Annotated in this window: 26 protein-coding genes; 6 read left to right on the top strand and 20 right to left on the bottom strand. The window is 68.7% G+C overall.

The window, feature by feature from the left end; genetic code table 11:
* Positions 1-96: 96 nt before the first annotated feature.
* Positions 97-744, top strand: coding sequence for a LysE family translocator (locus JYG32_RS37460; RefSeq protein ID WP_213267750.1), 648 nt, complete (start codon positions 97-99; stop codon positions 742-744).
* A gap of 55 nt (positions 745-799) precedes the next feature.
* Here the strand turns inward: JYG32_RS37460 and sfnG are convergent, their stop codons facing one another.
* Positions 800-1,903 (bottom strand): dimethylsulfone monooxygenase SfnG, encoded by a 1,104-nt coding sequence (sfnG, locus tag JYG32_RS37465; protein WP_213267751.1) that lies wholly within the window; start codon positions 1,901-1,903, stop codon positions 800-802.
* A gap of 35 nt (positions 1,904-1,938) precedes the next feature.
* Entirely contained in the window at positions 1,939-2,499 is a 561-nt protein-coding gene (gene msuE, locus JYG32_RS37470) for an FMN reductase (RefSeq protein ID WP_174377970.1), read from the bottom strand.
* A 229-nt stretch (positions 2,500-2,728) separates the two neighbouring features.
* Between msuE and JYG32_RS37475 the strand changes: the two genes are divergently transcribed.
* The 4 genes from JYG32_RS37475 (at position 2,729) to JYG32_RS37490 (ending at position 7,328) form a co-directional block, all read left to right on the top strand.
* Positions 2,729-3,097 (top strand): hypothetical protein, encoded by a 369-nt coding sequence (locus JYG32_RS37475; protein WP_213267752.1) that lies wholly within the window; start codon positions 2,729-2,731, stop codon positions 3,095-3,097.
* Positions 3,094-4,326: an acyl-CoA dehydrogenase family protein gene (locus JYG32_RS37480; protein WP_213267753.1), complete on the top strand. Its 1,233-nt coding sequence runs from the start codon at positions 3,094-3,096 to the stop codon at positions 4,324-4,326. The genes JYG32_RS37475 and JYG32_RS37480 overlap by 4 nt, the downstream gene beginning before the upstream one ends.
* Positions 4,323-5,411 (top strand): sigma-54 interaction domain-containing protein, encoded by a 1,089-nt coding sequence (locus JYG32_RS37485; protein WP_174377964.1) that lies wholly within the window; start codon positions 4,323-4,325, stop codon positions 5,409-5,411. Before JYG32_RS37480 ends, JYG32_RS37485 begins: the two co-directional genes overlap by 4 nt.
* A 216-nt stretch (positions 5,412-5,627) precedes the next feature.
* A complete protein-coding gene (locus JYG32_RS37490; RefSeq protein WP_213267754.1) occupies positions 5,628-7,328 on the top strand; it encodes a dihydroxyacetone kinase family protein in 1,701 nt (566 codons plus the stop codon).
* A gap of 177 nt (positions 7,329-7,505) precedes the next feature.
* Here the strand turns inward: JYG32_RS37490 and JYG32_RS37495 are convergent, their stop codons facing one another.
* The 13 genes from JYG32_RS37495 to JYG32_RS37555 all read right to left on the bottom strand — a co-directional run bounded on the left by JYG32_RS37495 (position 7,506) and on the right by JYG32_RS37555 (position 20,140).
* The gene (locus tag JYG32_RS37495) at positions 7,506-7,955 is read right to left on the bottom strand and encodes a hypothetical protein (protein ID WP_213267755.1); all 450 of its coding nucleotides are present in this window, start codon (positions 7,953-7,955) and stop codon (positions 7,506-7,508) included.
* Positions 7,956-8,210: 255 nt separating this feature from the next.
* Positions 8,211-8,498 carry a DUF1330 domain-containing protein gene (locus JYG32_RS37500; protein WP_213267756.1) on the bottom strand — a complete coding sequence of 96 codons (288 nt, stop codon included), beginning with the start codon at positions 8,496-8,498 and terminating at the stop codon, positions 8,211-8,213.
* A 270-nt stretch (positions 8,499-8,768) separates the two neighbouring features.
* Positions 8,769-9,572, bottom strand: a complete 804-nt coding sequence (locus JYG32_RS37505) for an HpcH/HpaI aldolase/citrate lyase family protein (protein ID WP_213267757.1) — start codon at positions 9,570-9,572, stop codon at positions 8,769-8,771.
* Positions 9,569-10,945: an MmgE/PrpD family protein gene (locus tag JYG32_RS37510; protein WP_213268327.1), complete on the bottom strand. Its 1,377-nt coding sequence runs from the start codon at positions 10,943-10,945 to the stop codon at positions 9,569-9,571. Before JYG32_RS37510 ends, JYG32_RS37505 begins: the two co-directional genes overlap by 4 nt.
* Positions 10,946-10,968: 23 nt before the next feature.
* Positions 10,969-12,147, bottom strand: coding sequence for a CaiB/BaiF CoA transferase family protein (locus tag JYG32_RS37515; RefSeq protein WP_213267758.1), 1,179 nt, complete (start codon positions 12,145-12,147; stop codon positions 10,969-10,971).
* Between the two features lie 12 nt (positions 12,148-12,159).
* Positions 12,160-13,323: an acyl-CoA dehydrogenase family protein gene (locus tag JYG32_RS37520; protein WP_213267759.1), complete on the bottom strand. Its 1,164-nt coding sequence runs from the start codon at positions 13,321-13,323 to the stop codon at positions 12,160-12,162.
* A 31-nt stretch (positions 13,324-13,354) separates the two neighbouring features.
* Positions 13,355-14,215 (bottom strand): FAS1-like dehydratase domain-containing protein, encoded by an 861-nt coding sequence (locus JYG32_RS37525; protein WP_213267760.1) that lies wholly within the window; start codon positions 14,213-14,215, stop codon positions 13,355-13,357.
* A 96-nt stretch (positions 14,216-14,311) separates the two neighbouring features.
* Positions 14,312-15,118, bottom strand: coding sequence for a citryl-CoA lyase (locus tag JYG32_RS37530; protein WP_213267761.1), 807 nt, complete (start codon positions 15,116-15,118; stop codon positions 14,312-14,314).
* 40 nt (positions 15,119-15,158) lie between these two features.
* Entirely contained in the window at positions 15,159-16,028 is an 870-nt protein-coding gene (locus JYG32_RS37535; RefSeq protein WP_213267762.1) for a MaoC/PaaZ C-terminal domain-containing protein, read from the bottom strand.
* Between the two features lie 9 nt (positions 16,029-16,037).
* On the bottom strand, positions 16,038-16,835 hold the full coding sequence (locus tag JYG32_RS37540; RefSeq protein WP_213267763.1) for an enoyl-CoA hydratase/isomerase family protein: 798 nt from the start codon (positions 16,833-16,835) through the stop codon (positions 16,038-16,040).
* Positions 16,836-16,849: 14 nt separating this feature from the next.
* A complete protein-coding gene (locus JYG32_RS37545) occupies positions 16,850-17,974 on the bottom strand; it encodes a lipoate--protein ligase family protein (RefSeq protein WP_213267764.1) in 1,125 nt (374 codons plus the stop codon).
* On the bottom strand, positions 17,971-19,173 hold the full coding sequence (locus tag JYG32_RS37550) for a phenylacetate--CoA ligase family protein (protein ID WP_213267765.1): 1,203 nt from the start codon (positions 19,171-19,173) through the stop codon (positions 17,971-17,973). The genes JYG32_RS37545 and JYG32_RS37550 overlap by 4 nt, the downstream gene beginning before the upstream one ends.
* A gap of 46 nt (positions 19,174-19,219) precedes the next feature.
* Positions 19,220-20,140 (bottom strand): SDR family oxidoreductase, encoded by a 921-nt coding sequence (locus JYG32_RS37555; protein ID WP_213267766.1) that lies wholly within the window; start codon positions 20,138-20,140, stop codon positions 19,220-19,222.
* Between the two features lie 222 nt (positions 20,141-20,362).
* On the opposite strand from JYG32_RS37555, the gene JYG32_RS37560 reads away from it, so the two are divergent.
* Positions 20,363-21,265 carry a LysR substrate-binding domain-containing protein gene (locus JYG32_RS37560; protein ID WP_213267767.1) on the top strand — a complete coding sequence of 301 codons (903 nt, stop codon included), beginning with the start codon at positions 20,363-20,365 and terminating at the stop codon, positions 21,263-21,265.
* 13 nt (positions 21,266-21,278) lie between these two features.
* Here the strand turns inward: JYG32_RS37560 and JYG32_RS37565 are convergent, their stop codons facing one another.
* From JYG32_RS37565 to JYG32_RS37585, 5 genes are read right to left on the bottom strand one after another with little or no spacing between them, the layout of a single operon-like run.
* Positions 21,279-21,980, bottom strand: a complete 702-nt coding sequence (locus JYG32_RS37565; protein ID WP_213267768.1) for an ABC transporter ATP-binding protein — start codon at positions 21,978-21,980, stop codon at positions 21,279-21,281.
* A complete protein-coding gene (locus JYG32_RS37570) occupies positions 21,973-22,713 on the bottom strand; it encodes an ABC transporter ATP-binding protein (protein WP_213267769.1) in 741 nt (246 codons plus the stop codon). Before JYG32_RS37570 ends, JYG32_RS37565 begins: the two co-directional genes overlap by 8 nt.
* Positions 22,700-23,656 carry a branched-chain amino acid ABC transporter permease gene (locus tag JYG32_RS37575; RefSeq protein ID WP_213267770.1) on the bottom strand — a complete coding sequence of 319 codons (957 nt, stop codon included), beginning with the start codon at positions 23,654-23,656 and terminating at the stop codon, positions 22,700-22,702. The genes JYG32_RS37570 and JYG32_RS37575 overlap by 14 nt, the downstream gene beginning before the upstream one ends.
* Complete coding sequence (locus JYG32_RS37580; RefSeq protein ID WP_213267771.1) at positions 23,653-24,534, bottom strand: branched-chain amino acid ABC transporter permease; 882 nt, start codon at positions 24,532-24,534, stop codon at positions 23,653-23,655. Before JYG32_RS37580 ends, JYG32_RS37575 begins: the two co-directional genes overlap by 4 nt.
* A 58-nt stretch (positions 24,535-24,592) precedes the next feature.
* Positions 24,593-25,792, bottom strand: coding sequence for an ABC transporter substrate-binding protein (locus JYG32_RS37585; protein WP_213267772.1), 1,200 nt, complete (start codon positions 25,790-25,792; stop codon positions 24,593-24,595).
* Positions 25,793-25,805 lie beyond the last annotated feature (13 nt).

The raw sequence follows: 25,805 nt of genomic DNA on the forward strand, positions 1-25,805 counted from the left end.
AAAATCTGATCAATCGATTCAGTTTATCCCGTTTTACTGTTCACCTCCACGGTCGGACAATGAATTCCGTCAGCACTCGTTGCAGGAAGCGGAAACATGCATACGTCCGGATCGCTCTACGGATTTCTCGTCATCGGCGGCATGCTCGCGGTCACGCCGGGGCCGAACATGGTCTACGTGATGTCGCGCTCGATCGCGCAAGGGCGCACGGCCGGGCTCATTTCGCTGGCCGGCGTGATGATCGGTTACCTGTTCTACATGTTCGGCGCAGCGTTCGGCATCACGACGCTGTTCATGAGCGTGCCCTATGCGGGCAGCGTGCTGGGCGCGGTCGGTGCGGCCTACCTGATGTACCTGGCATGGCAGGCGGTCAGGCCCGGCGGCCGCTCGCCGTTCGAGGTGCAGGCGCTGCCGAACGAGCAGCCGCTTCGGCTGCTGGCGATGGGCGCGACGACCAGCGTGCTGAATCCGAAGCTCGCGATGCTGTTCGTGTCGCTGCTGCCGCAGTTCATCGACTATCGGAGCGGCAGCGTGTTCGGCCAGTCGCTGTTTCTCGGTTCACTGCTGATCGCGGCATTCGCGTCGGCAAACGGGCTGGTGGCGATCTGCTCGAGCAGCATCGCGAAGTTCCTGCACGGACGCCCGACGCTGCTGCTCGCGCAGCGCTGGGCGATGGGCCTCATCCTCGGCGGCCTCGGCGTGCAGATGGTGGTCGAAGCATCGAAGATGGCGGGCGTGGCGTGAGTCTCGTGCTGGCGCGGGCTCACGCACTCGCGAGCCGCGCGCCGGCCAGCACGCGTCACGCGGCCACCGCCTGCCGCTGCGCCTCGAGTTCGCGCACGAGCGGCAGCACGCGCTGGCCGAAATACTCGACTTCCTCGATGAAATGCAGGAACCCCGCGAGCACGAGATCGACACCGATCGCCTTCAGCGCGACGATCCGCTCGGCGATCTGCTGCGGCGTGCCGATCAGGTTCGTGCGGAAGCCGTCGTTGTACTGCACGAGATCCTCGAACGTGGATTTCGCCCAGTTGCCCTCGCCTTCCGGCGACGCCTTGCCGGCCTCTTTCACCGCATCGCCGAACGCATGCACGGCCTCGACGTGCGCGTGCCGGACGATGTCGGCGAGCACGGCCCGCGCCTCTTCCTCGGTGTCGCGCGCGATCACGAACGCGTTGACGCCGATGCGCACGCGATGGTTGTTCGCGGCCGCCTTCGCGCGGATGTCGTCGATCTGCGCCTTCAGGTTCTCCGGCGTATTGCCGTTCGTGAAATACCAGTCCGACACGCTCGCCGCGTTGTCGCGCGCCGCGCGCGAGCTGCCGCCCTGGAAGATCTCCGGATGCGGCTTCTGCACGGGCTTCGGGCTCAGCGTGTAGTCGTTGAAGCGGTAGAAGTCGCCCTTGAACGTGAAGTTGTCCTGCGTCCAGATCCCCTTCAGCGCCTGGATGAATTCCTTCGAGCGCCGATAGCGTTCGTCGTGCTCGAGCCACGGCTCGCCGATCGCGGTGAATTCGCCCTTGAACCAGCCGCTCACGACGTTGATCGCGATGCGTCCGTTCGAAATATGGTCGATCGTCGCGAGCTGCTTCGCGACCACGGCCGGATGCCACGGCCCCGGCAGGATCGCGGCGAGCACCTTGAGCTTCGTCGTCGCATGCAGCAGCGCCTGGCTGAACGACACCGACTCGTGCTGGTATTCGGCGCCGTAGCCGGCCGTGAAGCGGATCTGGCTCAGCGCGTAGTCGAAGCCGGCCGCCTCGGCCGTGCGCGCGAGCTGCTGGTTGTATTCGAGGCTCCAGTCGGTACGCTGCTCGATCGTGCTGACGACGAGGCCGCCGCTGACGTTCGGTACCCAGTAGGCGAATTTGACGCCGTCGGCGGAAGGATCGGAAAGGCTCATGAAGGTGTCCTGATCGAAGGGGAAACGGAAACGGCCTACGCAGCCGCGGCGGACAGCGCATGCGGACGCAGTTGCGGCACGGCGCGATCCACGGCGAGCGCGATGCGCGCGCGCAGCGCGGGGTTCGCGATTTCGTATTGGTCGAAATCGCTTTCGGATGCGTACACGCCGATCGGCAGCGTGCGCGCCTGGAAGAAGCTGAACAGCGGCCGCAATTGATGGTCGATCACGAGCGCATGACGCTCGCTGCCGCCGGTGGCGGCGAGCAGCACGGGCACGTCGACGAGCGCGTCGTGACGCACGAGGTCGAACAGGTGCTTGAAGAGGCCCGTGTACGACGCGCGATAGACGGGGCTCGCGACGACGAGCGCATCGGCCGTCTCGATCGCGCGGATCAGCACTTCGAGGTCGGCCGGCACCTGTGCGCGCGTCAACGCGCCGGCCAGCCGGCTGCCGATTTCGCCGAGTTCGATCAGCCGCGTGTCGGTCGACAGCGCGGCGCCGAGCGCCGCGACGATCGCGTCGGTCAGCGCCAGCGTGCGCGACGGCCGTTGCAGGCCGCCCGATATCGCGACCACGTTGATTGCATTGCTCATCGGTTGCATTCCCATTGTCGAATCGGGCGCCAACGCACCCGTCACGTCATGGGTCCGCAAGGAGCGTGCCAGTGCTGCGATCGCCATGAAAAAATATCGTCTGCATGACGAAATGCGTTGCGATCGACGGCCTGTGGCGCCGTCTTCGCCGACCGCCGTATGTTGATAAGCGTGCCAGCCGCCACATCACAACCATATTCCGCAGCGAGATGAACTGCGGGAAACAACCATGCTGATTCGCTGCTGCCTGATCAGCAGCGCGGCGCATGCCGAAGGCGTCTTTCCGTTTCGGCGTGGAATCCGCAACGCACGCGGCACCCGTTCGCCGCGATCGCGCACAGCCGCAACGCGGCACGTCGTTGCAGCAGTGCCGAAGCTGCTGCTTCATCGACATCCGCACACCGCACTTCGCTTCACCGAACGACATCGCGTTGCGCAACTGCGTCCAGCGCAGCAATCCGGCATTGGTTATCAGAAATCGATGTTTCCCGCGTTGCGCAAAACGTTGAACACTCTGCTGAATACGCAGCACCCGGGCAGCAACGTCCAGCGTGGCCTGACCGATCCGTGCAGCGACCCGATGCCTACACAGCCATGACATCCATTTCCGTATCGCCTCGCGCGGCCGACCTGCGCGTCGTCACGCCGTCCCGCGACGAACCGGGCCCGCCTGACGCCCGGCAAACAGCCGAACGCCTCGCGGCCGGCTTCGCACGAACGGCGGCCGAACGCGACCGGCAGGGCGGCACGCCGAAGGCCGAGCGCGACCTGCTGCGCGAAAGCGGCCTGCTCGCGCTGAGCATTCCGGCCGCCTATGGCGGCCTCGGCGCGAGCTGGCGCGCGACGCTCGACGTCGTTCGCGTGCTCGCGGCCGCCGACAGTTCGCTCGCGCACGTGTTCGGCTTCCACCACCTGATGCTCGCGACCGTGCGGCTGTTCGGCGCGCCCGCGCAGTGGGAATCGTGGTTCGAGCGAACCGCGCGCCAGCAGTGGTTCTGGGGCAACGCGCTGAACCCGCTCGACGAGCGCACGATCAGCCGCTCGCGCGGCGCGTGGCGCGAATTCAGCGGCCAGAAGAGCTTCTGTTCGGGCGCGCTCGATTCGCAGATGCTGATCGCGTCCGCACACGACGCCGAGTCGCGCGCGTTCCTGATCGCGGCCGTGCCGACCCAGCGCAGCGGTATCTCGATCGCCGACGACTGGAACAACATCGGCCAGCGCCAGACCGACAGCGGCACGGTCACGTTCGAGAAAGTGCGCGTCGAGGATCACGAGCTGCTGGCGGACCCCGGCCCGCTGTCGACACCGTTTTCGTGCCTGCGCCCGCTCGTCGCGCAACTCGTGCTGACCAACGTGTATCTCGGCATCGCCGAAGCCGCGTTCGACGATGCACGGCACTACACGCTGCACGAGGCGCGGCCGTGGCCCGGCGCGCAGGTCGCGAGCACCGGCGACGATCCGTACATCCTCGGCCAGTACGGCGAATTCTGGATCGGGCTCGAAGCCGCGCGCGTGCTCGCCGACCGCGCGGCGGACCGTCTCGACGCCGCGTGGGCACGCGATTCGGCGCTCACGCATGCGGAGCGCGGCCAGGTCGCGCTCGCCACGGCAGGCGCGAAAGTGTCGGCCGCGCGCACCGGGCTCGATCTCTGCACGCGCATGTTCGATGTCGCCGGCGCGCGCGCCACGCACGGCGCACTGCGGCTCGACCGGCACTGGCGCAACCTGCGCACTCATACGCTCCACGACCCGCTCGCCTACAAGATCCGCGAGCTCGGCGAATGGGCGCTCAAGCGAACCTATCCGACGCCGGGCTTCTACTCATGAACCGTTCTTCTTCCGATGCCTGGCCCGACGCCGCGCCCGTCCTCACGCTACCCGACCGGCCCGCGCTCGCGACGTCGATCCGCGCCCGCGCACAGGTGTTCGTCGATCCGCGCTCGGTCGCGCTGCTCGAACGGATTCGCCTCGTCGCGCCGAGCGACGCGAACGTGCTGATCGTCGGCGAGACGGGCACCGGCAAGGAACTGATCGCGCGCCACGTGCACAGCCTCAGCCACCGCAACAACGGGCCATTCGTGGCCGTGAACTGCGGCGCGTTCTCCGAGACGCTGGTCGAGAGCGAACTGTTCGGCCACGAGAAAGGGGCGTTTACGGGCGCATTCAGCGCGAAGCCGGGCTGGTTCGAAGCCGCGAACGGCGGCACGCTGTTTCTCGACGAGATCGGCGACCTGCCGCTGTCGATGCAGGTCAAGCTGCTGCGCGTGCTGCAGGAGCGCGAGGTCGTGCGGCTCGGTTCGCGCACGAGCATGCCGATCGACGTGCGCGTGGTCGCCGCGACCAACGTCGACCTGCAGCAGGCGGTCGCGACCGGGCATTTTCGCGGCGACCTGTTCTACCGGCTCAACGTCGTGCAGCTCGCGGTGCCGACGCTGCGCGAGCGCCCGGGCGACATCCTGCCGCTCGCACGCCACTTCTTCGACGACTACCGCAGCCGCCTCGGCTACGGGCCGCGCAGCATCGATCCGCGCGCCGAGCGCAGGCTCGAGGCGCACGGCTGGCCCGGCAATATCCGCGAACTGGAGAACGTGATCCATCACGCGCTGCTCGTGAGCCGCCACGATTCGCTGCAGGACACCGACCTGCACATCGCGGCGCCAGGCGTGCCGGCCGCCGCCGCGCGTGCGCCGGAGCCGGCCGCCGGCGCGCAGGCCGCGCTCGAACGGGCGCTGCGCGACCTGTTCGACGAGGATCACGGCAACCTGTTCGAGCGCATCGAGGACACCGTGATGCGCGTCGCGTTCGAATTCAGCCACCGTAACCAGATCCAGGCCGCGCGGCTGCTCGGCATCAGCCGCAACGTGCTGCGCGCGCGACTGATTCGTGCGAAGGAGATCGCGGCAGCGAAGTAGCCGCATCCCGGGCGGGCCAACGCCCCGGCACGGCACGATCGCGCCTGCGATCCGTGCAGCGACGTTCCAACCTGATGTATCGTGGCGCGAAGCGCGCGGCCGGCGATGCCGCCCCTGCCTGCGACAGGGCGCCCGCACGATCGTCCGCTACACGAAAGCCGTCCGGCGCCCGCGCGGGCCCGACCGAGCCCCGTTCACCCGTCAGGAACCGTCGCCATGAAAAAGCTTGTGAACCGCCCGTCCGATGTCGTGCGAGAAATGCTGGAAGGCATCGCGCGACAGTCGCCGCATCTCGCGATCCTCGGCGACGAGCACGTGCTCGTCCGCCAGCCGTTGCCCGAGCCGGCGCAGCGGCCCGTCGCGATCCTCTCCGGCGGCGGCAGCGGCCACGAGCCCGCGCACGGCGGCTATGTCGGCGAAGGGATGCTGAGCGCGGCCGTGTGCGGCGAAGTGTTCACGTCGCCTTCCACCGACGCCGTGCTTGCCGCGATCCGCGCGAGCGCCGGCCCGAACGGCGCGCTGCTGATCGTGAAGAACTACACGGGCGACCGGCTCAATTTCGGGCTCGCCGCCGAACTCGCGCGGGCGGAAGGAATTCCGGTCGAGACCGTCATCGTCGCCGACGACGTGTCGCTGCGCGGCCGTGTCGAGCGCGGCCAGCGGCGCGGGATCGCCGGCACCGTGCTGATCCACAAGCTCGCCGGCGCAGCCGCCGCGCGCGGGCTGCCGCTCGCCCGCGTCGCGGGAATCGCGCGCGACGCGGCGGCCGAGCTCGGCACGATGGGGGTCGCGCTCGACGGCTGCACGATCCCGGGCGCCGACAAGTCGGGCTTCAGCCTCGCCGATCACGAGATCGAGCTCGGCCTCGGCATCCACGGCGAGAAAGGCGTCGAACGCCGCGCGCCGCTGCCCGCCGACGCGCTGGTCGACACGTTGCTGTCGAGCATCGTCGCCGATCTCGTGCTCGACAGCGGCGAACGCGTCGCGCTGTTCGTCAACGGTCTCGGCGCGACGCCGGACATGGAACTCGCGATCGCGCTGCGCGCCGCGTACGACAACCTGAGCCGGCGCGGCATCGTCGTCGCGCGCGCGTGGGCCGGCACGTTCCTGTCGGCGCTGAACATGCCCGGCTGCTCGATCTCGGTGCTACGGCTGAACGACGAACGCGCGGCGCTGCTCGACGCGCCGACGCAGGCGCGCGCGTGGCCGGGCGGCGGCGCCGTGAATACGCACATCCGCGTGACCGCGGCCGACTCGCACGACGCACCGCTGCCGCCGCTCGACGCGGCCGGCCGCGCGTGGGCCGCGCGCCTGCAGCCGGCACTGCACGCGGTCGCGCAGACGCTGATCGAGCACGAGCAGACGCTGACCGACCTCGATGCGGCAGCCGGCGACGGCGATCTCGGCGCGAGCATGCTGCGTGCCGCGCAGGCGATCCTCGAATTGCCCGACACCGCGTACGGCACGCCGGCCGGTGCGCTCGCGGCGCTCGGCGCCGCCTTGCGCCGCGCGATCGCGGGCAGTTCAGGCCCGTTCTACGCGACCGCGCTGCTGCGTGCGTCCCGACGGCTCGCCGATATCGCGGAACCGTCGACGCGCGACTGGGCCGCGGCATTCCGCGGCGCGGTGGATTCGATCAGCGAACTGGGCGGCGCGCATGCCGGCGATCGCACGATGCTCGACGCGCTGGTGCCGGCCGCCGATGCATTCGACCGTGCGCTCGACAGCGATCGAGATCCCGCGAGCGCATGGGCGGCGGCCGTCGAGGCCGCCGAACACGGCGCGCAGGCAACGGCGCGCATGACGCCGCGCGCGGGGCGTGCGAGCTATCTCGGCGAGCGCGCGATCGGCACGCCGGATGGTGGTGCGGTTGCGGTGGCGTACTGGTTGCGGGCGTTGCAGGCGCATGTGCGGTGAGCGTCGCTTCGTCGATGTGCCCGCGATACGCGACGACGGATGAAGCCCAGGCACGATTGCCGGTATTTCCGGTGGTGGCGGACCAACATCCGCCGATCATCCGCCGACACGACCGCCCGACCAGCGGTGCTTTGCCGACGACGCCGGGCGAGCCGGCCGGCATCCCACTTTCCCGACTCAGCTCGCGGCGCCCTGCCCTGCGCGGCCGGGCAGCAGCGCGGCGGCAACCAGCGCCGCGCCGAAGCTCGCGAGCCAGCACCAATAGCCAATCGCATCGAGATGCACGGGTTCGTAGGTGCCGCCTTCGTTGACCATGATCTGTCGCAGCGACAGGAAGCTCATGCCGGACAACAAGGCCAGCACGGCCGCGACGACCGCGGGGCCCCGGCGGCGATTCAGCGTCAGCACCCACGCGGCCGCCACCAGCGGATTCGCGAGCCACGCGTAGACGCCGGCGAGCACGCCCATCCAGCCCGTCAGCAGCACCTCCCAGCCGGCCGCCCACGGATGCGGCGGCGTGCCTGTCCGAAATGGCGTCGCGATCATCGCGACCAGATAGAGCAGCACGCTGATCGCGAACAGCCAGCGCGCCGCGCGGCTCATCGCAGGACGGTCGATCGTGTTCATGGGTGTTTCTCGGCCGACATCGATGTTTTCATTTTCTGCGCCTGACGTCCGATGGCAAGCAATGCCCGTGATTCTGCCGGACGCGGTTCCGTGAGTGATGCCCACGCAATACGTCGCCGATCGCCGGACATGGCGATGCCCTGTCCATTTGAGGGATCAACGCTCTCCCCGATGGCGGATCCGGCGCACGACGCCGAACGCCGTTCGAAAGCACGCCGCATGGCGCGATGCGCGACATTGCGGCGAACGCTTGCCTCAGGTGCCTTCGACCAGCACCGCGCGATAACGCGCGCCCTTGAACCGATGCTGGACGACGGTTTGATACTCCGGGCCGTCGTACCACGCGTGCGCGGCTTCCTTCGACGGAAACTCGACGATCACGACGCCTTCGGGACCATCGCCCTCGAGCGTCTCCTGCGGGCCGTACGCGGCGAGCACTTTGACGGGATGACCCGCAAGCGTCGCACCGACATTGCGGTGGTAAACGTCGAGCTCGTTCTGGTCCTGCGTGCTTTCACGGGTAAACACAATGTAGGTTGCCAAGGTGCGTGCTCCTGATGGGATTTGAAAGGCACTGGACGCGTGCGCGACCGTCCCGGCTGCGGTTGTGCGCGGCACAGCCAGGCCCGTAGATTACAGCTATTCCTGAGGTACGGCTCGACCTTCGCCAACGCGATCGCGACCGGCTCCGGCCCGCCGATCGCCTCGTGAGAGACGGGGAACGATCCCGCCCGCACGAACGAAAACGGCGAGATCAACGATCTCGCCGCCGTGTCGCTTCGCATCGCTGGTGCGCGCGGGCGCACCGCCCGCCTAGCCGCGCAGAATCCGCCGCGCCTTCAGGATCACCGGCATATCGACCATCTTCCCGTCGAGCGCGACCGCGGCGCCTGCGCTTGTCTCCACGGCGTCGAGCACGCGCCGCGCCCACGCCTGCTCGGCATCGCTCCACGCATACGCGCGGTGCACGGCGTCGAGCTGTTTCGGATGGATGCACAGCTTGCCGCCGAAGCCGAACTTTCGCGCATGGCGCGCGTGCCGTTCGATCGCGTCGGGATCGTCGATGACCGTCGACACGCCGTCGATCGGCGGCTCGAGCCCCGCCAGCCGAGACGCGAGCACGATGTGCGAGCGGAACGCGTTCAGTGCCTCGCCGTCGCCGTCGATGCCGAGATCCACCTGAAAATCGAGCGTGCCGAACGCGACGCGCGCCACGCGCGGCGCCGCACAGACTGCGTCGAGCCCCGCGATGCCGCGCGCGGTCTCGACGATCGGCAGCAACGCGAGCCCGTCATGCGCATGCGCGAGCACCGCATCGATCTGCGCGCGCGTTTCGCACTTCGGCAGCATCACGCCCGCGGTGCCCCGATGCGCGGCGATCGCCGCGACGTCGTCCGCAAACCATTCGGTGTCGGCCGCGTTCACGCGCACCCAGACGGGCCGCGCGGGATCCAGATGCGCGACGACGGCCTCGCGCGCAGCCACCTTGCCGGCCGGCGGCACCGCATCCTCGAGATCGAGAATCACCGCGTCGGCGCCGGCCGCGCGCGCCTTGCCGAAACGCTCCGGCCGATTGCCGGGAACGAACAGCCACGAACGTGCGGATGCGGCCGTCATGCTTCAACCGCCGGAAACAGCGTGCCGATCGTGTCGTGCGACGCGATCCGCCACGCATCGGCCACGAGCCGCGCAGCCTCGTCGGCCGACGCCGCGCCCGAGAATGCGGCGAGCCGGCGCACCTTCCCGGCGATCTCGTCGCGTGACAGAGTATTGCCCGGATCGCCCTTCGGCTCGTCGACGCGGCCCGCAATCGTGCGGCCGTCGCGCGTCGTCACGGTGACCTTGCCGATCCAGCGCGCCGGGTATGCGCGGTCGACTTCGTCGTCGTACGCCATCGTCACGCGATCGCGGAACCCCGCAACGTCGGCGGCCGTATAGCCGCGCTCGAACTCGTCGACGCCCGCATAGCCGTACAACGCGACGAGCGCGAGCACGGTGCCCATGTTGAACTTCGCCTGATGCACGGTGCTCGGCACGGCGACGGCGCCGAGCACGTCGAGCGCGCCCTGGTGCACGTGCGCGGTCACGGCCTCGATGTCCGACGCAGCGAGCCGCTCGCGCGTCATCGCCGCGAACAACGCGTCGGCGGCCGGATGCGTATGGCGGCACGACGCGTGATACTTGAACGACGTTTCCGCGGTCGCCCAGCGTTCGCCGAGACGATCGGTCAGGCGCCCGGGATCGGCGTCGCTCGACATCCCGGCCGCCATCCCCTGCGCGCCTTCGAGAATACGCGTCGCGCCGCGGAACCCGTCGCACGCCAGTTCGGCGGCCATCAGCCCGTTCGCGGCGGCCATCGCCGTATGAAGCTGCTTCGAATCGGCCGCGTCGCGCAGGAATTCCCACAGCCCGCTCGCCTGCGTGCCCGCCGAACCGAACGCGTCGAGCATCTGCGCCGGCGCCAGCCCGAGCAGCCGCCCGGCCGTCGCGGCTGCGGCCACGGTGCCCGCGGTGCCGGTCGTATGGAACACCTTGTAGTGCGAGCGGCCGAGGAATTCGCCGACGCGGATGCCGACCTCGTAGCCCGCGACCGCCGCCGCGATGAATTCGCCGCCGCTCGCGCCGCGCGCCTGCGCCAGTGCAAGCGCAACGGGAAACACGACGGTTGCCGGATGAAACACCGAACCGTTGTGCACGTCGTCCTGTTCGGCGAAATGCGACGCGGCGCCGTTCATCATCGCCGCGAAATACGGCGTCGCGCGCGTGCGGTCGATCAGCACGTCGGCCGTGCCGGGCCCGTACGGCGAGCCGCCCGCACGGCGCGCGAACGCGGCGATCGTCTCGACCGGGCGCGCGCCCTTGCCGGCCAGCGCCGAGCCGAGCCAGTCGACGTAGAGGTCGATGGTGCGCTCGACGACGTCGGCAGGAATGGCATCGAAGCGCAGGGTCGACGCGAAGGTCGCGAGCGCAAGGCTCGGGTGGGAACGCATATTCGTCATGATGTCTCGTTGCGTCAGATCGTGCCGTTCGCACGTAGCGCATCGATGCGCGCGCGGTCGTAGCCGAGTTCGGCGAGGATGGCATCCGTATGCTGGCCGAGCGCCGGCACCGCATTCATGCGCGGCTCGACGCCGTCGGGCAGCCCGGGCGGCAGCAGCGCGGGCACCGTGCCGGCCGCCGTCTCGACGGACCGCCAGCGCTCGCGCGCCGCGAGCTGCGGATGCCGCCACACGTCGTCGAGCGTGTTCATCTGCGCGTTCGCGATGCCGGCCGCGTCGAGCCGCCGCATCACGTCCGCAGCCGTCAGTGCCGAGAACGCGTCGACGATCAGCGCATGCACGGCGTCGCGCACCGCATGGCGCTTCGAGTTCGCGTTGAAGCGCGGATCGTCGGCAAGCGCGGGCTGCCGCAGCACCTGTTCGCAAAACACCTTCCACTCGCGCTCGTTCTGCAGCCCGAGCATCACGGTCTTGCCGTCGCCGGCCGGGAACGGGCCGTACGGATAGATCGTCGCGTGCGATGCGCCCGACAGCGCGGGCGGGCTCTGCCCATCGATCGCGTAGTAGAGCGGGTAGCTCATCCACTCGACCATGCTCTCGAGCATCGACACGTCGATCCGGCAACCCTTGCCCGTGCGGCTGCGCATCAGCAGCGCGCCGAGGATGTTCGTGAACGCGTACATGCCGGCCGAGATGTCCGCGATCGAGCAGCCGGCCTTCGCCGGTTGCCCCGGCGAGCCCGTGACCGACAGGAACCCCGACTCGCTCTGGATCAGCAGGTCGTAGGCCTTGCGGTCGCGATACGGGCCGTCGGCGCCGTAACCGGAGATGTCGCACACGATCAGGCGCGGATGCGTGTCCTTCAGCGCGTCGTAGCCGAGGCCGAGACGCTCGGCCGCGCCCGGCGCGAGATTCTGCACGAGCACGTCGGCGTCCGCGAGCAGCGCCTTCAGCACGGCCGCGGCTTCGGGCTGCTTGACGTCGAGTGCAAGGCTTTCCTTCGAACGGTTCACCCACACGAAGTGCGACGACAGCCCATGCACGCGTTCGTCGTAGCCGCGCGCGAAATCGCCGCTGCCGGGCCGTTCGATCTTGATCACGCGCGCGCCGAGATCGGCGAGCTGGCGCGTGCAAAACGGTGCCGCGATCGCATGTTCCAGCGTGATGACCTTGATTCCGTCGAGCGGTCGCATCGTTTCTCTCCGTCAGAACGACCGCGGCAGGCCGAGGATGTGCTCGGCCACGTACGCGAGAATCAGGTTCGTCGAGATCGGCGCGACCTGGTACAGGCGCGTCTCGCGGAACTTGCGCTCGACGTCGTATTCGCACGCGAAGCCGAAGCCGCCATGAAACTGCAGGCATGCGTTCGCGGCTTCCCACGATGCGTCGGCCGCAAGCAGCTTCGCCATGTTCGCCTGTGCGCCGCACGGCTCGTGCGCGTCGAACCGGCGCGCGGCCTCGAAACGCATCAGGCTCGCGGCCTCGACGTTGACGAACGCGCGCGCGATCGGAAACTGCACGCCCTGGTTCTGCCCGATCGGGCGGCCGAATACGACGCGCTCCTTCACGTACTGCGACACCTTGTCGATGAACCAGTAGCCATCGCCGACGCATTCGGCCGCGATCAGCGTGCGCTCGGCGTTCAGCCCGTCGAGGATGTACCTGAACCCCTGCCCTTCCTCGCCGATCAGGTTCTCGGCCGGAATCTCGAGGTTGTCGAAGAACAACTCGTTGGTCTCGTGGTTGACCATGTTCAGGATCGGCTGGATCGTGAGGCCATGGCCGAGCCCCTCGCGCAAGTCGACGATGAAGATCGACATCCCTTCGGATTTCTTCTTCACGTCGGCGAGCGGCGTCGTGCGCGCGAGCAGGATCATCAGGTCCGAATGCAGCACGCGCGAGATCCATACCTTCTGGCCGTTGATCACGTAGCGGTCGCCGCGTTTCTCGGCCGTCGTCTTGATCTTCGTCGTGTCGGTGCCCGCGGTCGGCTCGGTCACGCCCATCGACTGCAGGCGCAGCTCGCCGCTCGCGATCTTCGGCAGGTACGCCTGCTTCTGCCCCGCCGAACCGTGGCGCAGCAACGTGCCCATGTTGTACATCTGCCCGTGGCACGCGCCCGAGTTGCCGCCCGATCGGTTGATCTCCTCCATGATGATCGACGCTTCGGTGAGGCCGAGGCCCGAGCCGCCGTATTCCTGCGGGATCAGCGCGGCAAGCCAGCCGGCCTTCGTCAGTGCGTCGACGAACGCGTCGGGATAGCCGCGCGCCTCGTCGATCTTGCGGAAATACTCGCCCGGAAACTCGCTGCACAGGTCGCGCACCGCTTCGCGGATGTCCTCGTACTGATTCTGTTGCGTGGTTTGCATGGTCGGTCGTCGATGAATGGAAGGAGTCGCGTCACGCGAGGGTCGCCGTGGCCTGCATCGTCAGCCAGCCGTCGCGATCCTTCGCCCACAGCTCGATCGTCCTGCCGTCGTCCGACGGCCTGCCGCACAGCGTGAACGCCTGTCCGTCGAAGGTCGGGCGCACCGCGCAAAACGCGAAGCCGGCAAGCGTCGCATCGGGCCGTTCGCGATGCACGAGATCGACGAGCAGCGTCGCGATCAGCGGGCCGTGCACGACGAGCCCCGGATAGCCTTCCTCCTGCGTCACGTAACTGCGGTCGTAGTGGATGCGGTGGCCGTTGAAGGTCAGCGCCGAATAGCGGAACAGCAGCACGGCGTCGGCGGTGATGGTGCGCGACCAGGTTTCGCCCGCAGGCGCCGCGACGGGTTTCGGCGCGCTCGCGCCCGGCTGCGGCGCGTCGCGATAGACGATGTCGTGTTCTTCTTCGACGCACAACACGCCGTCACACTCGATCCGGTGCTGCACGGTCACGAACACGAGGCGGCCGCTGCGGCCTGTCTTGTCCTCGACGTTCGCGATCGTCGATTCGCGCGTCGCCTCCCGGCCCGCGCGCAGCGGCGCATGGAACGTCAGGCGGCCGCCCGCCCACATGCGGCGCGGCAGCGGCACGGGCGGCAGGAAGCCGCCGCGCTTCGGATGCCCGTCGGCGCCGACTTCCGCCATCGGCGCGACGGGCAGGAAGTACAGCCAGTGCCACAGCGGCGGCACGACGTCGCCGGGCGCCGCGCGGTCGAGCGTCGCGGCCAGTGCGTTCAGCGGGAACGCGGTGATGGAATCGCCGAGCGTTTCGGTCTTGCCGAGCCACGCGTCGAGCGGCGTCGATGCGGATTCCCGTGATGATGAAGTCGGCACTTGCGAATCTCCGGTGCGCTTGCAGGTAGCCCTACTATGAACCGCGTCGTCGCGTTTCGCGAAGTCGGCTTTTCCTAACCTCGACTTCGATTTTGCTTAAGGACCTTCGGCCTCGCCGCGCAGCACGGCCGATGCTTCGTCCTCGACGCGCTGCCACAGCTCGAACGCCATCGGACGCTCGGCCTCTTCGGCCAGGTGCCCGACCAGCCCGATCGCGCGCGCCATCACGCCGAAGCCGCGCACGATCCGCCACGGGAAACCGAATTCGCAGCAGATCGCGCCGATCGCACCCGTTGCGTTGATCGGCAGCGACTTGCCCGACACGCGCTCGGCTTCGGCGCCGATCAGTTGCATCAGCGTCACGTAATCGCCCGACAGGCCGTTCCGCGCGGCGATCTCGAAGAGCCGCGGCGTGCGCGGATCGACGGGCTTGTGCAGCGGATGGCCGAGGCCCGGCACCGCGGCGCCGCGTTCGCGCCACGCGGCGACCGTGTCGCGCGCGAGCTGCGCCAGATCATCGCGCTGCATGCCCTTCGTTCCGTAAGGCAGCGCATCGGACAACATCCGGCACGCGCCCTCCATGCTGCCGACGAATACCGAGCCGAGCCCGCACAAGCCGGCCGCGACGGCCGCCTGCAGCGACTCGGGCGCGCCCGCATACGTCATCCGCGCGACGATCGCGCTCGGCGTCATCCCGTGCTCGACGAGCGTGATCACGATCGCGTTGAACACGGCCGATTGCTCGGGCGTCGCGGCCTGGCCCGTGAGCTGCAGGAACGCGAAGTCGCCGAGGTTCATGTGGCCGAGGATTTCGTTCGGCAAATCCTTGCCGCGCACGACGATGCGATCGGGCAGGCTGTATGCGATGTCGGAACGCACGAGCGGTTTCGGTGGTCGGGCCATGAGAGTCATCTCCGTCAGGGTTGAGTCAATGCGCGCGGGTTCAGCGCAGTTCCGCGACGCCGTTGTCGAGCACCACGACGTCGCGTTCGATCACGCGCGAACGGAACTGCACGACGGTGTCGTCGCGCCACATCTCGGTGCGGATCGTCTCGCCCGGATACACGGGCGCCGTGAAGCGCGCGCGAAACAGCGCGAGCCGCGCGGGGTCGCTGCCGCATTGCATCTTCAGCACCGCGTGCGCGGCCACGCCCCACGTCGCGAGGCCATGCAGGATCGGCCGCTCGAAGCCGGCCGCGCGCGCGACGTCGGGGTCCGCATGCAGCGGATTGTCGTCGCCGGACAGCCGATAAACGAGCGCCGTTTCCGCGCGCGTCGGCAGGTCGCAGACGGCATCCGGCGCACGCTCGGGCACTGCGGGCGGCGCGGCCGGTGCTGCGTCGCTCGGGTCGCCGTTCGCGCTGTAGCCGCCGTCGCCGCGGCAGAAGTTGAGCTGCTCGAGGGTCGCGAGCCGCTCGCCCGTCGCCCGGTCGATCACCTCGCGCTCGATCAGCAGCAGCGCACCCTTGCCGGCGCCCTTGTCGACGATGCGCGCGATGCGCGAACGGCCGATCACGGTCGCGGCCGGCGGCAGCGGCCGGTGGATGCGCAGCGTCTGCTCGCCGTGCAGCATCCTGACCCAGTCGATGCCGCTGCGCGGATCCTTCGCCCAGAAGCCCGGGTAGCCGAGCACCGCCGCGAACGTCGGCGGCACGCGCAGGTGCTTCTCGTAGACGAACGCGAGCTCGTCGGGGCCGAGCGGATCGGCGCCGAATCCGACACCGAGGCTGTACAGGATCACGTCGCGATGCGTGTAATGTTGCTCGATGTCGTCGAACGGCCAGTTCTTCAGGGTGTGATAGTCGATCGTCATCGCGTGCGTTCAGGCGTCGGGCTGCGCGGGCCAGTTGAACAGCGGCGGCTGTTTTGCCGTGAAGCGCCGCACGGCTTCGCGGTGGTAGTCGGTCGTGAACGCGATCCCCTGCGCGAGCGCCTCCATCTCGAGCATCGCGCGCAGATCGCTCGCATGCGATTGATTGAGCGCGCGCTTCGCGAGGCCGAACGCGACCGGCGACGCGCCGGCCAGGCTCGCCGCGAGCTGCCGGGCGCGCGCGTGCAGCGCGTCATGCGGCACGATCTCGAACACGGCACCGAGCTGCCGCGCCTCCTCCGCACCGATCTCGCGCGCACTGAACACGAGGTCCTTCGCGCGCGGCATCCCGACCACGCGCGGCAGCGTGTAGAACGCGCCGCAATCCGGCACCAGGCCAACCTTCATGAACGGCATGCAGAAGCGCGCGCGCGGCGACGCAACGACGAAATCCGCCAGCAGCGCGAGGCTGAAGCCCGCGCCATACGCGACGCCATCGACCGCCGCAACCACCGGCCGGTCCAGATCGAGCAGCATGCCGATCCATCCGTGCAGATCGTCGATCCGGTCGCGTCCCGCCTGCGCGTCCGCCACGTTCATCGCGCGCAGGTCGCCGCCCGAGCAGAAATCGTCGCCCGCGCCGCGCAGCACGACCGCGCGCACCGACCGGTCGGCGCGGATCGCATGGACCGCGTCGCGCAACGCGGCGCGCATCGGCGCATTCAGCGCGTTCTTCTGTTGCGCACGATTGAGGATCAAGGTCGCGATGCCGTCGGCGACGTCCACGCGCAAAGTCGGCTCTTCGTTCACGGGTGCCGCTCCGGTCAGGTCGAAGGATCGGCGAGCGTCGCGAGCGCGCGTTCGAGCGCCGTCGTCAGATGGCTAGCCTCCAAGCCGGCGAATTCGACGTCGCCGCGCGCAAGAAACGCCTCGATATGGCGCTCGCACGCACTGCGTTCGGCCGGCAGCCCGGCGAAGCCGTCCTCGAGCCATTCGATCGAGCGGATCGGGCGCGGATGCCAGTCGCCGTTGACGATCGCACGCACGATCGTATTGTCGCGCACCAGCACGCTCAGCCAGATCATCCCGGCCGGCGCCTTTTCGCGGCCGCGCCCGATGCGGTCGCCCTCGCGCATCAACGGCGCATAACGCACCGCCTCGCTTTTCCCGGTGAACCATGCATCGCTCGCCAGCCGGCTCGCGTAGCCGGCCGCGAGTTCGACCTCGCGTGCGACCAGCTCGCCCGGCTGCAGCACGACGTCGCCGAATGCGCGCCGCGTCACGTCCTGCGCCCAGTGCACCAGCTCATCGTGCGTCACGCCACGCCCGAGTTCGCGTTCGAGAAACGTGTAGCGCGACCCGAGATCCTTGTGCTTCTTGTCGCGCACCTTCTCGGGCGGCATCGGCAACGCGCACGCGGCGATATCCGTATCGATCTCCGTCACGTTCAGCAGGATGCGGAACGTCAGCACGCCGTCCTCGATCTTCACCGATGTCGCGACCAGCTTGCGGCCGTCCATCTCGACGTCGTTGAGCGGCCGGTACGCGGCGGCGAGGCCGAACCGTTCGCGCAGGCTGTCGGCCACGTGGCCGAGCACGACCGGGAACGCGTCGGCCGCGGTCGGCGGCACGTGCGGCGCATCGAGCGGCAGATACAGCGCGAGAAACGCGGACCCGCGGCCCGCATAGATCGCGCCGCCGCCGTTCGTGCGGCGCAGCGCGGTCACGCCGCGGCTGTGGCAGAAATCCAGGTCCAGCACTTGATGCGGATCCTCGTTGACGCCGATCGTGATGCTGTCGCTGTCGAACACGTTCAGATAGACGGTCGGCGCGGCCGTGCGCTCCGCGACGGCGCGCTCGATCGCGGGCGACACCGAGATCGAGAAATCGGCGTAGCTGCGCCGGCCGGTCACGAAGCGCCACGGCGCCGGACGAATCGGTTCTGTCATGTCCCGCTCCTCAAGTCCTGGACGATCGCGTCCCCGTCGAGCGCCGCGACGCATTCGATCGCGTCCGCGCGGATCAGGGTCTGCTGCCGGAAGCGCGCGCCAAGCGCGTCGACGAGCGAAGCATCATCGCCGTGGCCCACGCGGCGCTCGATCCGGAACGTCAGATGATCGCCACCGTTCGCGTTGCGCGTCACGACCAGCCGATAGCGCCCCGTCGCGCCTTCGACGCCATCGAGCAGCCGGCGCAATTCCGACGGATACACCTTCACGCCCTTCGCCTTCACCATCGAATCGGTGCGCCCGAACACGCTGCGCGGCAGCGAGACGGTGCGGCCGTGAACCGGCGGCGTCGTCTCGAGCACGGTCAGGTCGCCGGTGCGGTAGCGAACGAGCGGCTGCAGCTCCTTCGACAGATGCGTGAGCACGAGCTCGCCGCGCGTGCCTTCCGGCAACGGCTCGCCGGTTTCGGGATCGACGACTTCGGCATGCAGCAGCTCGTCCATCACGTGCATGCCGCTGCCACCCGGAAAGGTGCGCGCCACCGGCAGGCATTCGGATAGCGAGTAGCTGTCGACCAGCAGCGTATCGGGCATCGCGTCGCGCACGCGCCGATAGACGTCCGCGTTGCTGGTGAACGCCTCGCCGCCCGCGAAGAACACGCGCGGCGCCGGGCATCCCGCGTCGATCAGCTTGAGCGCATGCGACGGATTCGCCGCGAGCACCGTGACGCCACAGCGGCGCGCGATGTCGGCGGCGCGCCCGGTTTCGCCGGGGCCGTGCGGGATGCACGCGACGCCGCGCGCTTCCATCTGGCTCTGGTAGAACAATCCGGCGACGAACAGGTGATAGCCGAACGTCACCAGGCAAACGTCGCCGGGACCGATCCCGCACGCGTCGAGATGGCGGCCGCACGCCGCCTCGATCGCGCGCAGGTCCGCCGCGCTGTGCAGGATCGGCACGAGCGACGCGCCCATCGGCGTCAGGTTCACGCGCACCGGCGGCACGTGCGGCCTGAATGCGCCGTAGCCGGGCTGCGACATTTCGGCAACGAGGTCGGCCCGCGTCATCGTCGGCACGCGTGCGGCGAATTCGTCGAGACTCGATACGCGGCGCGGCAGCCGCGCGGCATGGAACGGGTGCGCTTGCAGGCGCTCGAGCTGCGCGTTCAGGCGCTCGATCGGCATCGGGGCGGCCGTCATCGTGCGCACCCGGCAATCGCGTCGACGGCGTGCGTGTCGCGCGTAGTCATACGGGATCCCAACTGAATACGTCGGCCGACACGTCGAGCGAATGGAAGCCCGCGCGCAGCGCCGGCATCGCATGCTCGGCGATCGATTCCGGCGTCCAGCCATCGCCGCGATGCACGGAGCGCACCGGACGCGGCTGGCTCATCACGAAGATCTCGTTGTTGCGCACCGCGAAGATCTGGCCGTTGACCGCCTGCGCGGCGTCGCTCGCGAGATACACCGCGAGCGGCGCGATTTTCGCAGGCGTCATCTGCCTGATCTTCGCGACGCGCGCTTCCTGCTCGGGCGAATCGATCCGGATCGCGCTGATCATGCGGCTCCACGCGAACGGCGCGATGCAGTTCGAGCGCACGCCGAATTTCTGCAGATCGAGCGCGATCGATTTCGACAGGCCGGCGATGCCGAGCTTCGCCGCGCTGTAGTTCGCCTGCGCGAGATTGCCGATCAGGCCGGACGTCGACGTCATGTGCACGTACGCGCCGCCGCGCTGCACCTTGAAGTGGTCGGCCGCCGCGCGCGACACATGGTAGCTGCCGTACAGGTGCACCTTCAGCACCGCGTCCCATTCGTCGACGCTCATCTTGTGGAAGTAGCGGTCGCGCAGGATGCCCGCGTTGTTCACCACGCAATCGATGCGCCCGAACACGTCGAGCGCCTGCTGCACGATGCGCGCCGCGCCGGCCGGATCGGCGACGCTGTCCGTGTTCGCCGCCGCTTCGCCGCCGATGGCGTCGATCTCGTCGACGACCTGCTGCGCGGGACCGGCGTCGTGCCCCGCGCCTTCCAGCGACGCGCCGACGTCGTTGATCACGACCTTCGCGCCATGCGTCGCCATCAGCAGCGCGATGTCGCGGCCGATGCCGCCGCCCGACCCCGTCACGACCACGACCTTGCCGTCCATCGTCCGTTGCTCCGCCATACGTCCCGCTCCTTGTCCCGTTCTTCTCGATCACCTGGAGGCAGCTTGACGCATGCCCGCGCGCTCGACAATTTGCATCTCCCGAATCCGGGATTCGTCTCGCGTTAACCCATGCGCCCGCGCATCGGCTTTCGCTGTCGCGCCCGCCCGTAGTTCCGCTAATGGCTCGCGCCGCGGCGACGCGCGATAATCGACCACTCCATCCCGAGCGGGCATATCGTCATGCGCTTCGATCTGGTCGATCTCAACCTCTTCACGCATATCGCCGAAGCGAACAGCCTGACGCGCGGCGCCGAGCGCGCACATCTGTCCCTTCCCGCAGCCAGCACGCGCATCAAGAATCTCGAGGAACAGTTGGGCGTGAAGCTGTTGAGCCGCACGAGCCAGGGCGTGAAGGTCACCGCGCCGGGCGAGACGCTGCTCGCGCACGCGCGCCGCGTGCTGCGCCAGCTCGAACAGCTCTCCGGCGACCTGCAGGAATATGCGTCGGGCGTGAAGGGCCACGTGCGCGTGTTCGCGAACACCACCGCGATGAGCGAGTTCCTGCCGGCCGTGCTGCGCACCTATCTCGTCAACCATCCGGACGTGACGATCGACATGCACGAACGGCTGAGTCCCGACATCGTGCGCGCGGTGCAGGAAGGTGTCGTCGACATCGGCATCGTCGCGGGCAACGTGCACACCGACGGACTCGAAGTGATGCCGTACCGGCGCGACCGCCTGGTGCTCGCGACCGCGCTCAGCCATCCGCTCGCGAACCTGAAGTCCACGCCGTTCGTCGCCACGCTCGACCACGATTTCGTCGGCCTGCCCGAGGCGAGCGCGATCCACAATTTCCTGAAGCGCGCGGCCGCCGACATGCAGCGCACGCTGCACTGGCGCATCCAGGTCAGCAACTTCGAAGCCGCGTGCCGGATGATCGAGGCGAACGTCGGCGTCGGCGTGCTGCCCGAAGGCACCGCGCGCCGCCACGCGAAGACGATGGCGCTGCGCATCGTGAAGCTCGACGACGACTGGGCCGAGCGCAAGCTGCAGATCTGCGTCGCGGATCTCGGCGCGCTGCCGCTGTTCGCGCGCAAGCTCGTCGACCTGCTGGTCGAGGACGGGCTCGGCCGGCAGGACTGAGCCCGCCCCGGCGTCAGCGCGCGAAATACAGGTCGTGCAGCGCGTCCAGGCTGACGTGCTCGGCCCGCGACGACAACACCACCTTGCCGCCCTGCATCAGATACACCTGATCCGCGAGACGCAGCGCAAGCTGCGTATTCTGTTCGACGAGCACGATCGTGCGCCCGTCTGCCTTCAATCTCGCGAGGATCTCGAACACTTCCCTGACCATCACCGGCGCGAGTCCGAGCGACGGCTCGTCGATCAGGATCAGATCCGGCGACGACATCAGCCCGCGCCCGAGCGCGAGCATCTGCGCCTGGCCGCCGGACAGCGTGCCCGCCGGCAGCGCGCGCCGCGCCTTCAATACCGGGAACAGCGCATACACCTCGTCGAGCCGCGCGCGGGCGCCGTGCCGCAGCGCCTTCGGAAACGCGCCGAGCATCAGGTTCTCCTCGATCGACATCTCGCGGAAGATCATTCGCCCTTCCGGCACCATCGCGATCCCGCGCGCCGGCAGTTGCCACACCGGCACGCCCATCAGCGGCTCGCCGTCGAAGCTCACCTGTCCGCGCTGCAGCGGCAGCATGCCCATGATCGCGCGCAACAGCGTGCTCTTGCCCGCGCCGTTCGGCCCGACGATCGTCGTCACCTCGCCGCGCTTCGCCGCGAGCGACACGTCCCACAACACGTTGATCGCGCCGTAGCCGGCGCGCAGCCCCTGGACGTCAAGCATCGATCGCTTCTCCCGTATAGCTGCGGACGACCTCCGGATCGCGGAACACTTCGCCGGGCGCGCCGTCGGCGATCAGCCGTCCGTCGTTGAGCACGCAGACGCGGCGGCACAGGTTCATCACCGTCTCGATGTCGTGCTCGATCAGCAGGATGCCGACGCCGAACCGTTCGTGCACGTCCAGCAGCGTCTGCATGAAACGCCGCTTGGTCGAGGTTTCGAGCCCGCCCAGCACTTCGTCGAGCAGCAGCAGCTTCGGCTGCGTCGCGAGCGCCTTGCCCACTTCGAGCGCCTTCAGTTCGGTCAGCGCAAGCTCGGTCGCCGCATTGCGCTGCGCCTTGTCCGCCAGGCCGAGGAACGACAGGATCTCGTCGATCCGCGCGGCATCGACGGCGCCCGCGCCGAAGCGCTGCGCGACGACGAGGTTCTCGCGCACGGTCAGCTCGTGCATCGGCTGCGGCACCTGAAACGTGCGGCCGATGCCGCTGCGTGCGCGCCGATGCAGCGGCATGCGCAGCATGTCCGTGCCGGCGAAGCGAATCGCGCCCTGCGTCGGCCGCACGAGCCCCGAGATCGCGTTGAACAGCGTCGTCTTGCCCGCGCCGTTCGGCCCCACGAGCCCGACCACGTCGCGCGTACCGAGCGTCAGCGACACGTCGTTGACGGCCGTGACCCCGCCGAAACGGACGGTCACGTGCGACAGTTCGAGTGTGGCCGCCTCGTCAGTTCGCCGCATACGCACCTCGCTGGAAACGCCGCGCCGCGAGCGCGGACAATCCGGACGGACTGACGATGATCGTCGCGACCAGCAACATGCCGAGCACGATCTGATGGCCCGTCGGCAGCAGCGCCTTCAGCACGAGTTGATCGACGAGATACACCGCGACCGCGCCGAGCAGCGGCCCGGACAGCGTCCGGTAGCCGCCGAACATCGCGGCGATGATCGGCATCACCGCCCACGACGCGCCGAACGCGTAGTCGGGCTCGATGAAGTTGATGTAATGCGTGTTGAACGCGCCGACGAGGCCTGTCATCAGCGCAGACAGCATCAGCATCGACAGCTTCAGCATCACGCTGTTGACGCCGACGACGCGCGTCGCGTCCTCCGATTCGTGCATCGCGCGCAACGCCAGCCCGACGTGACTGCCGCGCAACTTCGCATACACGAGCGTGAACGCGCAGACGAGCGACAGGATCAGCCAGTACGCGCCCGTCTTCGTGCCGAAATCGACACCCATCGCGACGGGGAACGCCGGGATGCTCGACAGGCCGCCCGCGCCGCCCGTCACGCCCGACCACTCCGTCGTCAGGATCCGGAAGATCTCCGCATACGCGAGAATCGCGAGCGCGAAATACGGCCCCTTCAGGCGCAGCGCGGGCAGCATCGCGAGCGACGCCGCGACTGCGCCGACGCCGCCCGCGAGCATCGCGGGAAACACCGGCCAGCCGGCCTTCAGCGTCAGTACGGCGGTCAGATAGGACCCCACGCCGAAGAATGCGTTGTGTCCGAAACTCACCATGCCGCCGAGATTGCCGAGCAGCGACCACGCGAGCGCGAGCGCGGCGATCGTCAGCGTCGCGACCGCCAGACTCATCAAGTACGGATTGCGTCCGGCGGCCAGCGGCACGCCGGCGTAGAGCGCCAGCAGCAGCGCCGTCACACAGGCATTGCGTGTCATCCTCGTCTCCTCGCCACGCCGAACAGCCCGTTCGGCAGCACGTACAGCACGATCAGGAACAGCACCATGCCGGCCATCTGCTGCAGTGCCGAACTGTACAGCGTGACGGTCAGCGCCTCGACGATGCCGAGCAGCAGTGCGGCGAGCAGCACGCCCGGGATCGAGCCGATGCCGGCCAGCACGGTGATGATGAACGCCTTCACGGTCAATGCCTCGCCGATCGACGGCTGGATCGAACTGCTCGCATAGATTGCGACGCCGGCGCACGACGCCAGCACGCCGGCGACGAGAAACGCGGCCAGCTCGGTCCGATGCGGGTCGATGCCCATCAGCGCGGCGGCCGCGCGATTGCTCGAAATCGCACGCACCGCGCGGCCGTACCACGAGCGCGACAGCCACCACCACAGGCCCGCCATCAGCACGACGCTGATCGCGAACGCGAGCAGTTCGCTGCGCATGCTCATCACGTCGGGCAGGCCGGCGAGCGCAACGCTGTCCTGCATCCAGGCGGAACCCGTCGAGCGCACGTCGGCGGCCCAGATCAGCAGCACCGCGTTGGTCATCACGATGCCGATCCCGTAGGTGAGGATCAGCGAGTTCAGCTCGCGGTCGCGCTTGATGCGGCTCACCAGGTACCACGCGATCGCCGCGGCCGCGCACACCACCGGAATCGCCACGGGAATCGCGAACATCGGGTTGATGCCGGTGCGCGTCTCGAACGTGTACGCGATGTATGCGGCGAGCAGCACGAGCTCGCCGTGCGCCATGTTGATCACGCGCATCGCGCCGAACACCAGGGCGAGTCCGAGTGCGACGAGCGCGTAGCCGCCGCCCGTCAGCAGGCCCGAATACACCGACTGCGCTATCAGATCGATCATGTCCCACCTCCGAGGGCCGTGCGGCGCGACGCGGCGCGCGGCCTGCTCACGCGTGCCGTCACCACGGCAACGCCGGATACCGCGACGAGCCGGTCGCGCGCGCTTTCGGCCAGACGATCGCGAGCTTCCCGCCCTGGATCTGTGCCATGTTGTTGACGAATGCCGGATTGTCGCCACGGTCGTCGAAGCGGACGCTGCCGATCAGCGTGTCGAACGGACGGTTGCGCAGCTCGCCGGCGACGCCGTCGGCCGTCAGCGCGCCCTTGTCGGCCGCGCGCGCCAGTGCGTCGAACAGCAGCATCGACTGCACGTACGCAAATTCGGCCAGGTAGTCCGGCTCCTTGCGATATGCGCGCTGATACGCGGCGACGAACGCGCGGCCTTCCGGCGACGCGAACTGCACCGGATACGGCAGCATCGCATTGCCGTACACGTTGTCGACGAGATCGGGGAATTCGCTCGCCATCTTCGGCGTCGCGAGCGCCCACGCACCCACCACCGCCTTGAGCGACGGCTTCAACACCTTCGCCGCGCGCAGGATGCCGATGTAGTCGTTCTCGTAGCCGACCATCAGCATCACGTCCGGACGGTCCTGCAGCTTGATCTTGTTGACGATCGGCTTGAAATCCGTCATCGCCGCATCGTACGGATGCGCGGTCACCTTGACGCCCTGCGCGGCCAGCGCGACGGACAGGCTCCGCGCGAGATCGGCGGGCGCCTGCTTCGTCGACGCGACGATCGACACCGACTTCGCGCCCATCTCGCCGAGCAGCCCGGCGATCGCACGCACGTAACCCGACACCGGGCCGAGGCGGAAGAAGCGCTTGAGCCCGCGCGACGTCATCCCCGCATCGACGCCGCCCGACGTGATGTAGACGAGCCCCGCCTTGTCGGCGGCTTCCGACGCCGGGCTCACGAGGTTCGACCCGTAGCCGCCCGTGATCGCGAGCACCCGCTGCGATGCAAGCTGCTCGACCGCGGACACGGCCTTCGCCGGCTGCGCCTCGTCGTCGATCACGCTGAGCTTCACCGTGTGCTTGCCGCCGCGCTGGTTGAACAGCGACGCCGCGATCCGGATGCCCTCGAGCTGCGCGTTGCCCGCGCGCGCCATCGCCCCCGTCAGCGGCAATTCGACGCCCACCGGCAGTTCGCCCGCGCAAGCGAGCCGCGCGACCGCGAGCGCGGCGATCAGCAACGCCGGCATGGCGTGCCGCCACCGTCCGCGCGGCGCGCGCGCCTTCCTGTCCAAACCTGACATGCTCGTCTCCTGT

Source organism: Burkholderia pyrrocinia (assembly GCF_018417535.1).
Classification (GTDB): Bacteria; Pseudomonadota; Gammaproteobacteria; order Burkholderiales; family Burkholderiaceae; genus Burkholderia; species Burkholderia pyrrocinia_E.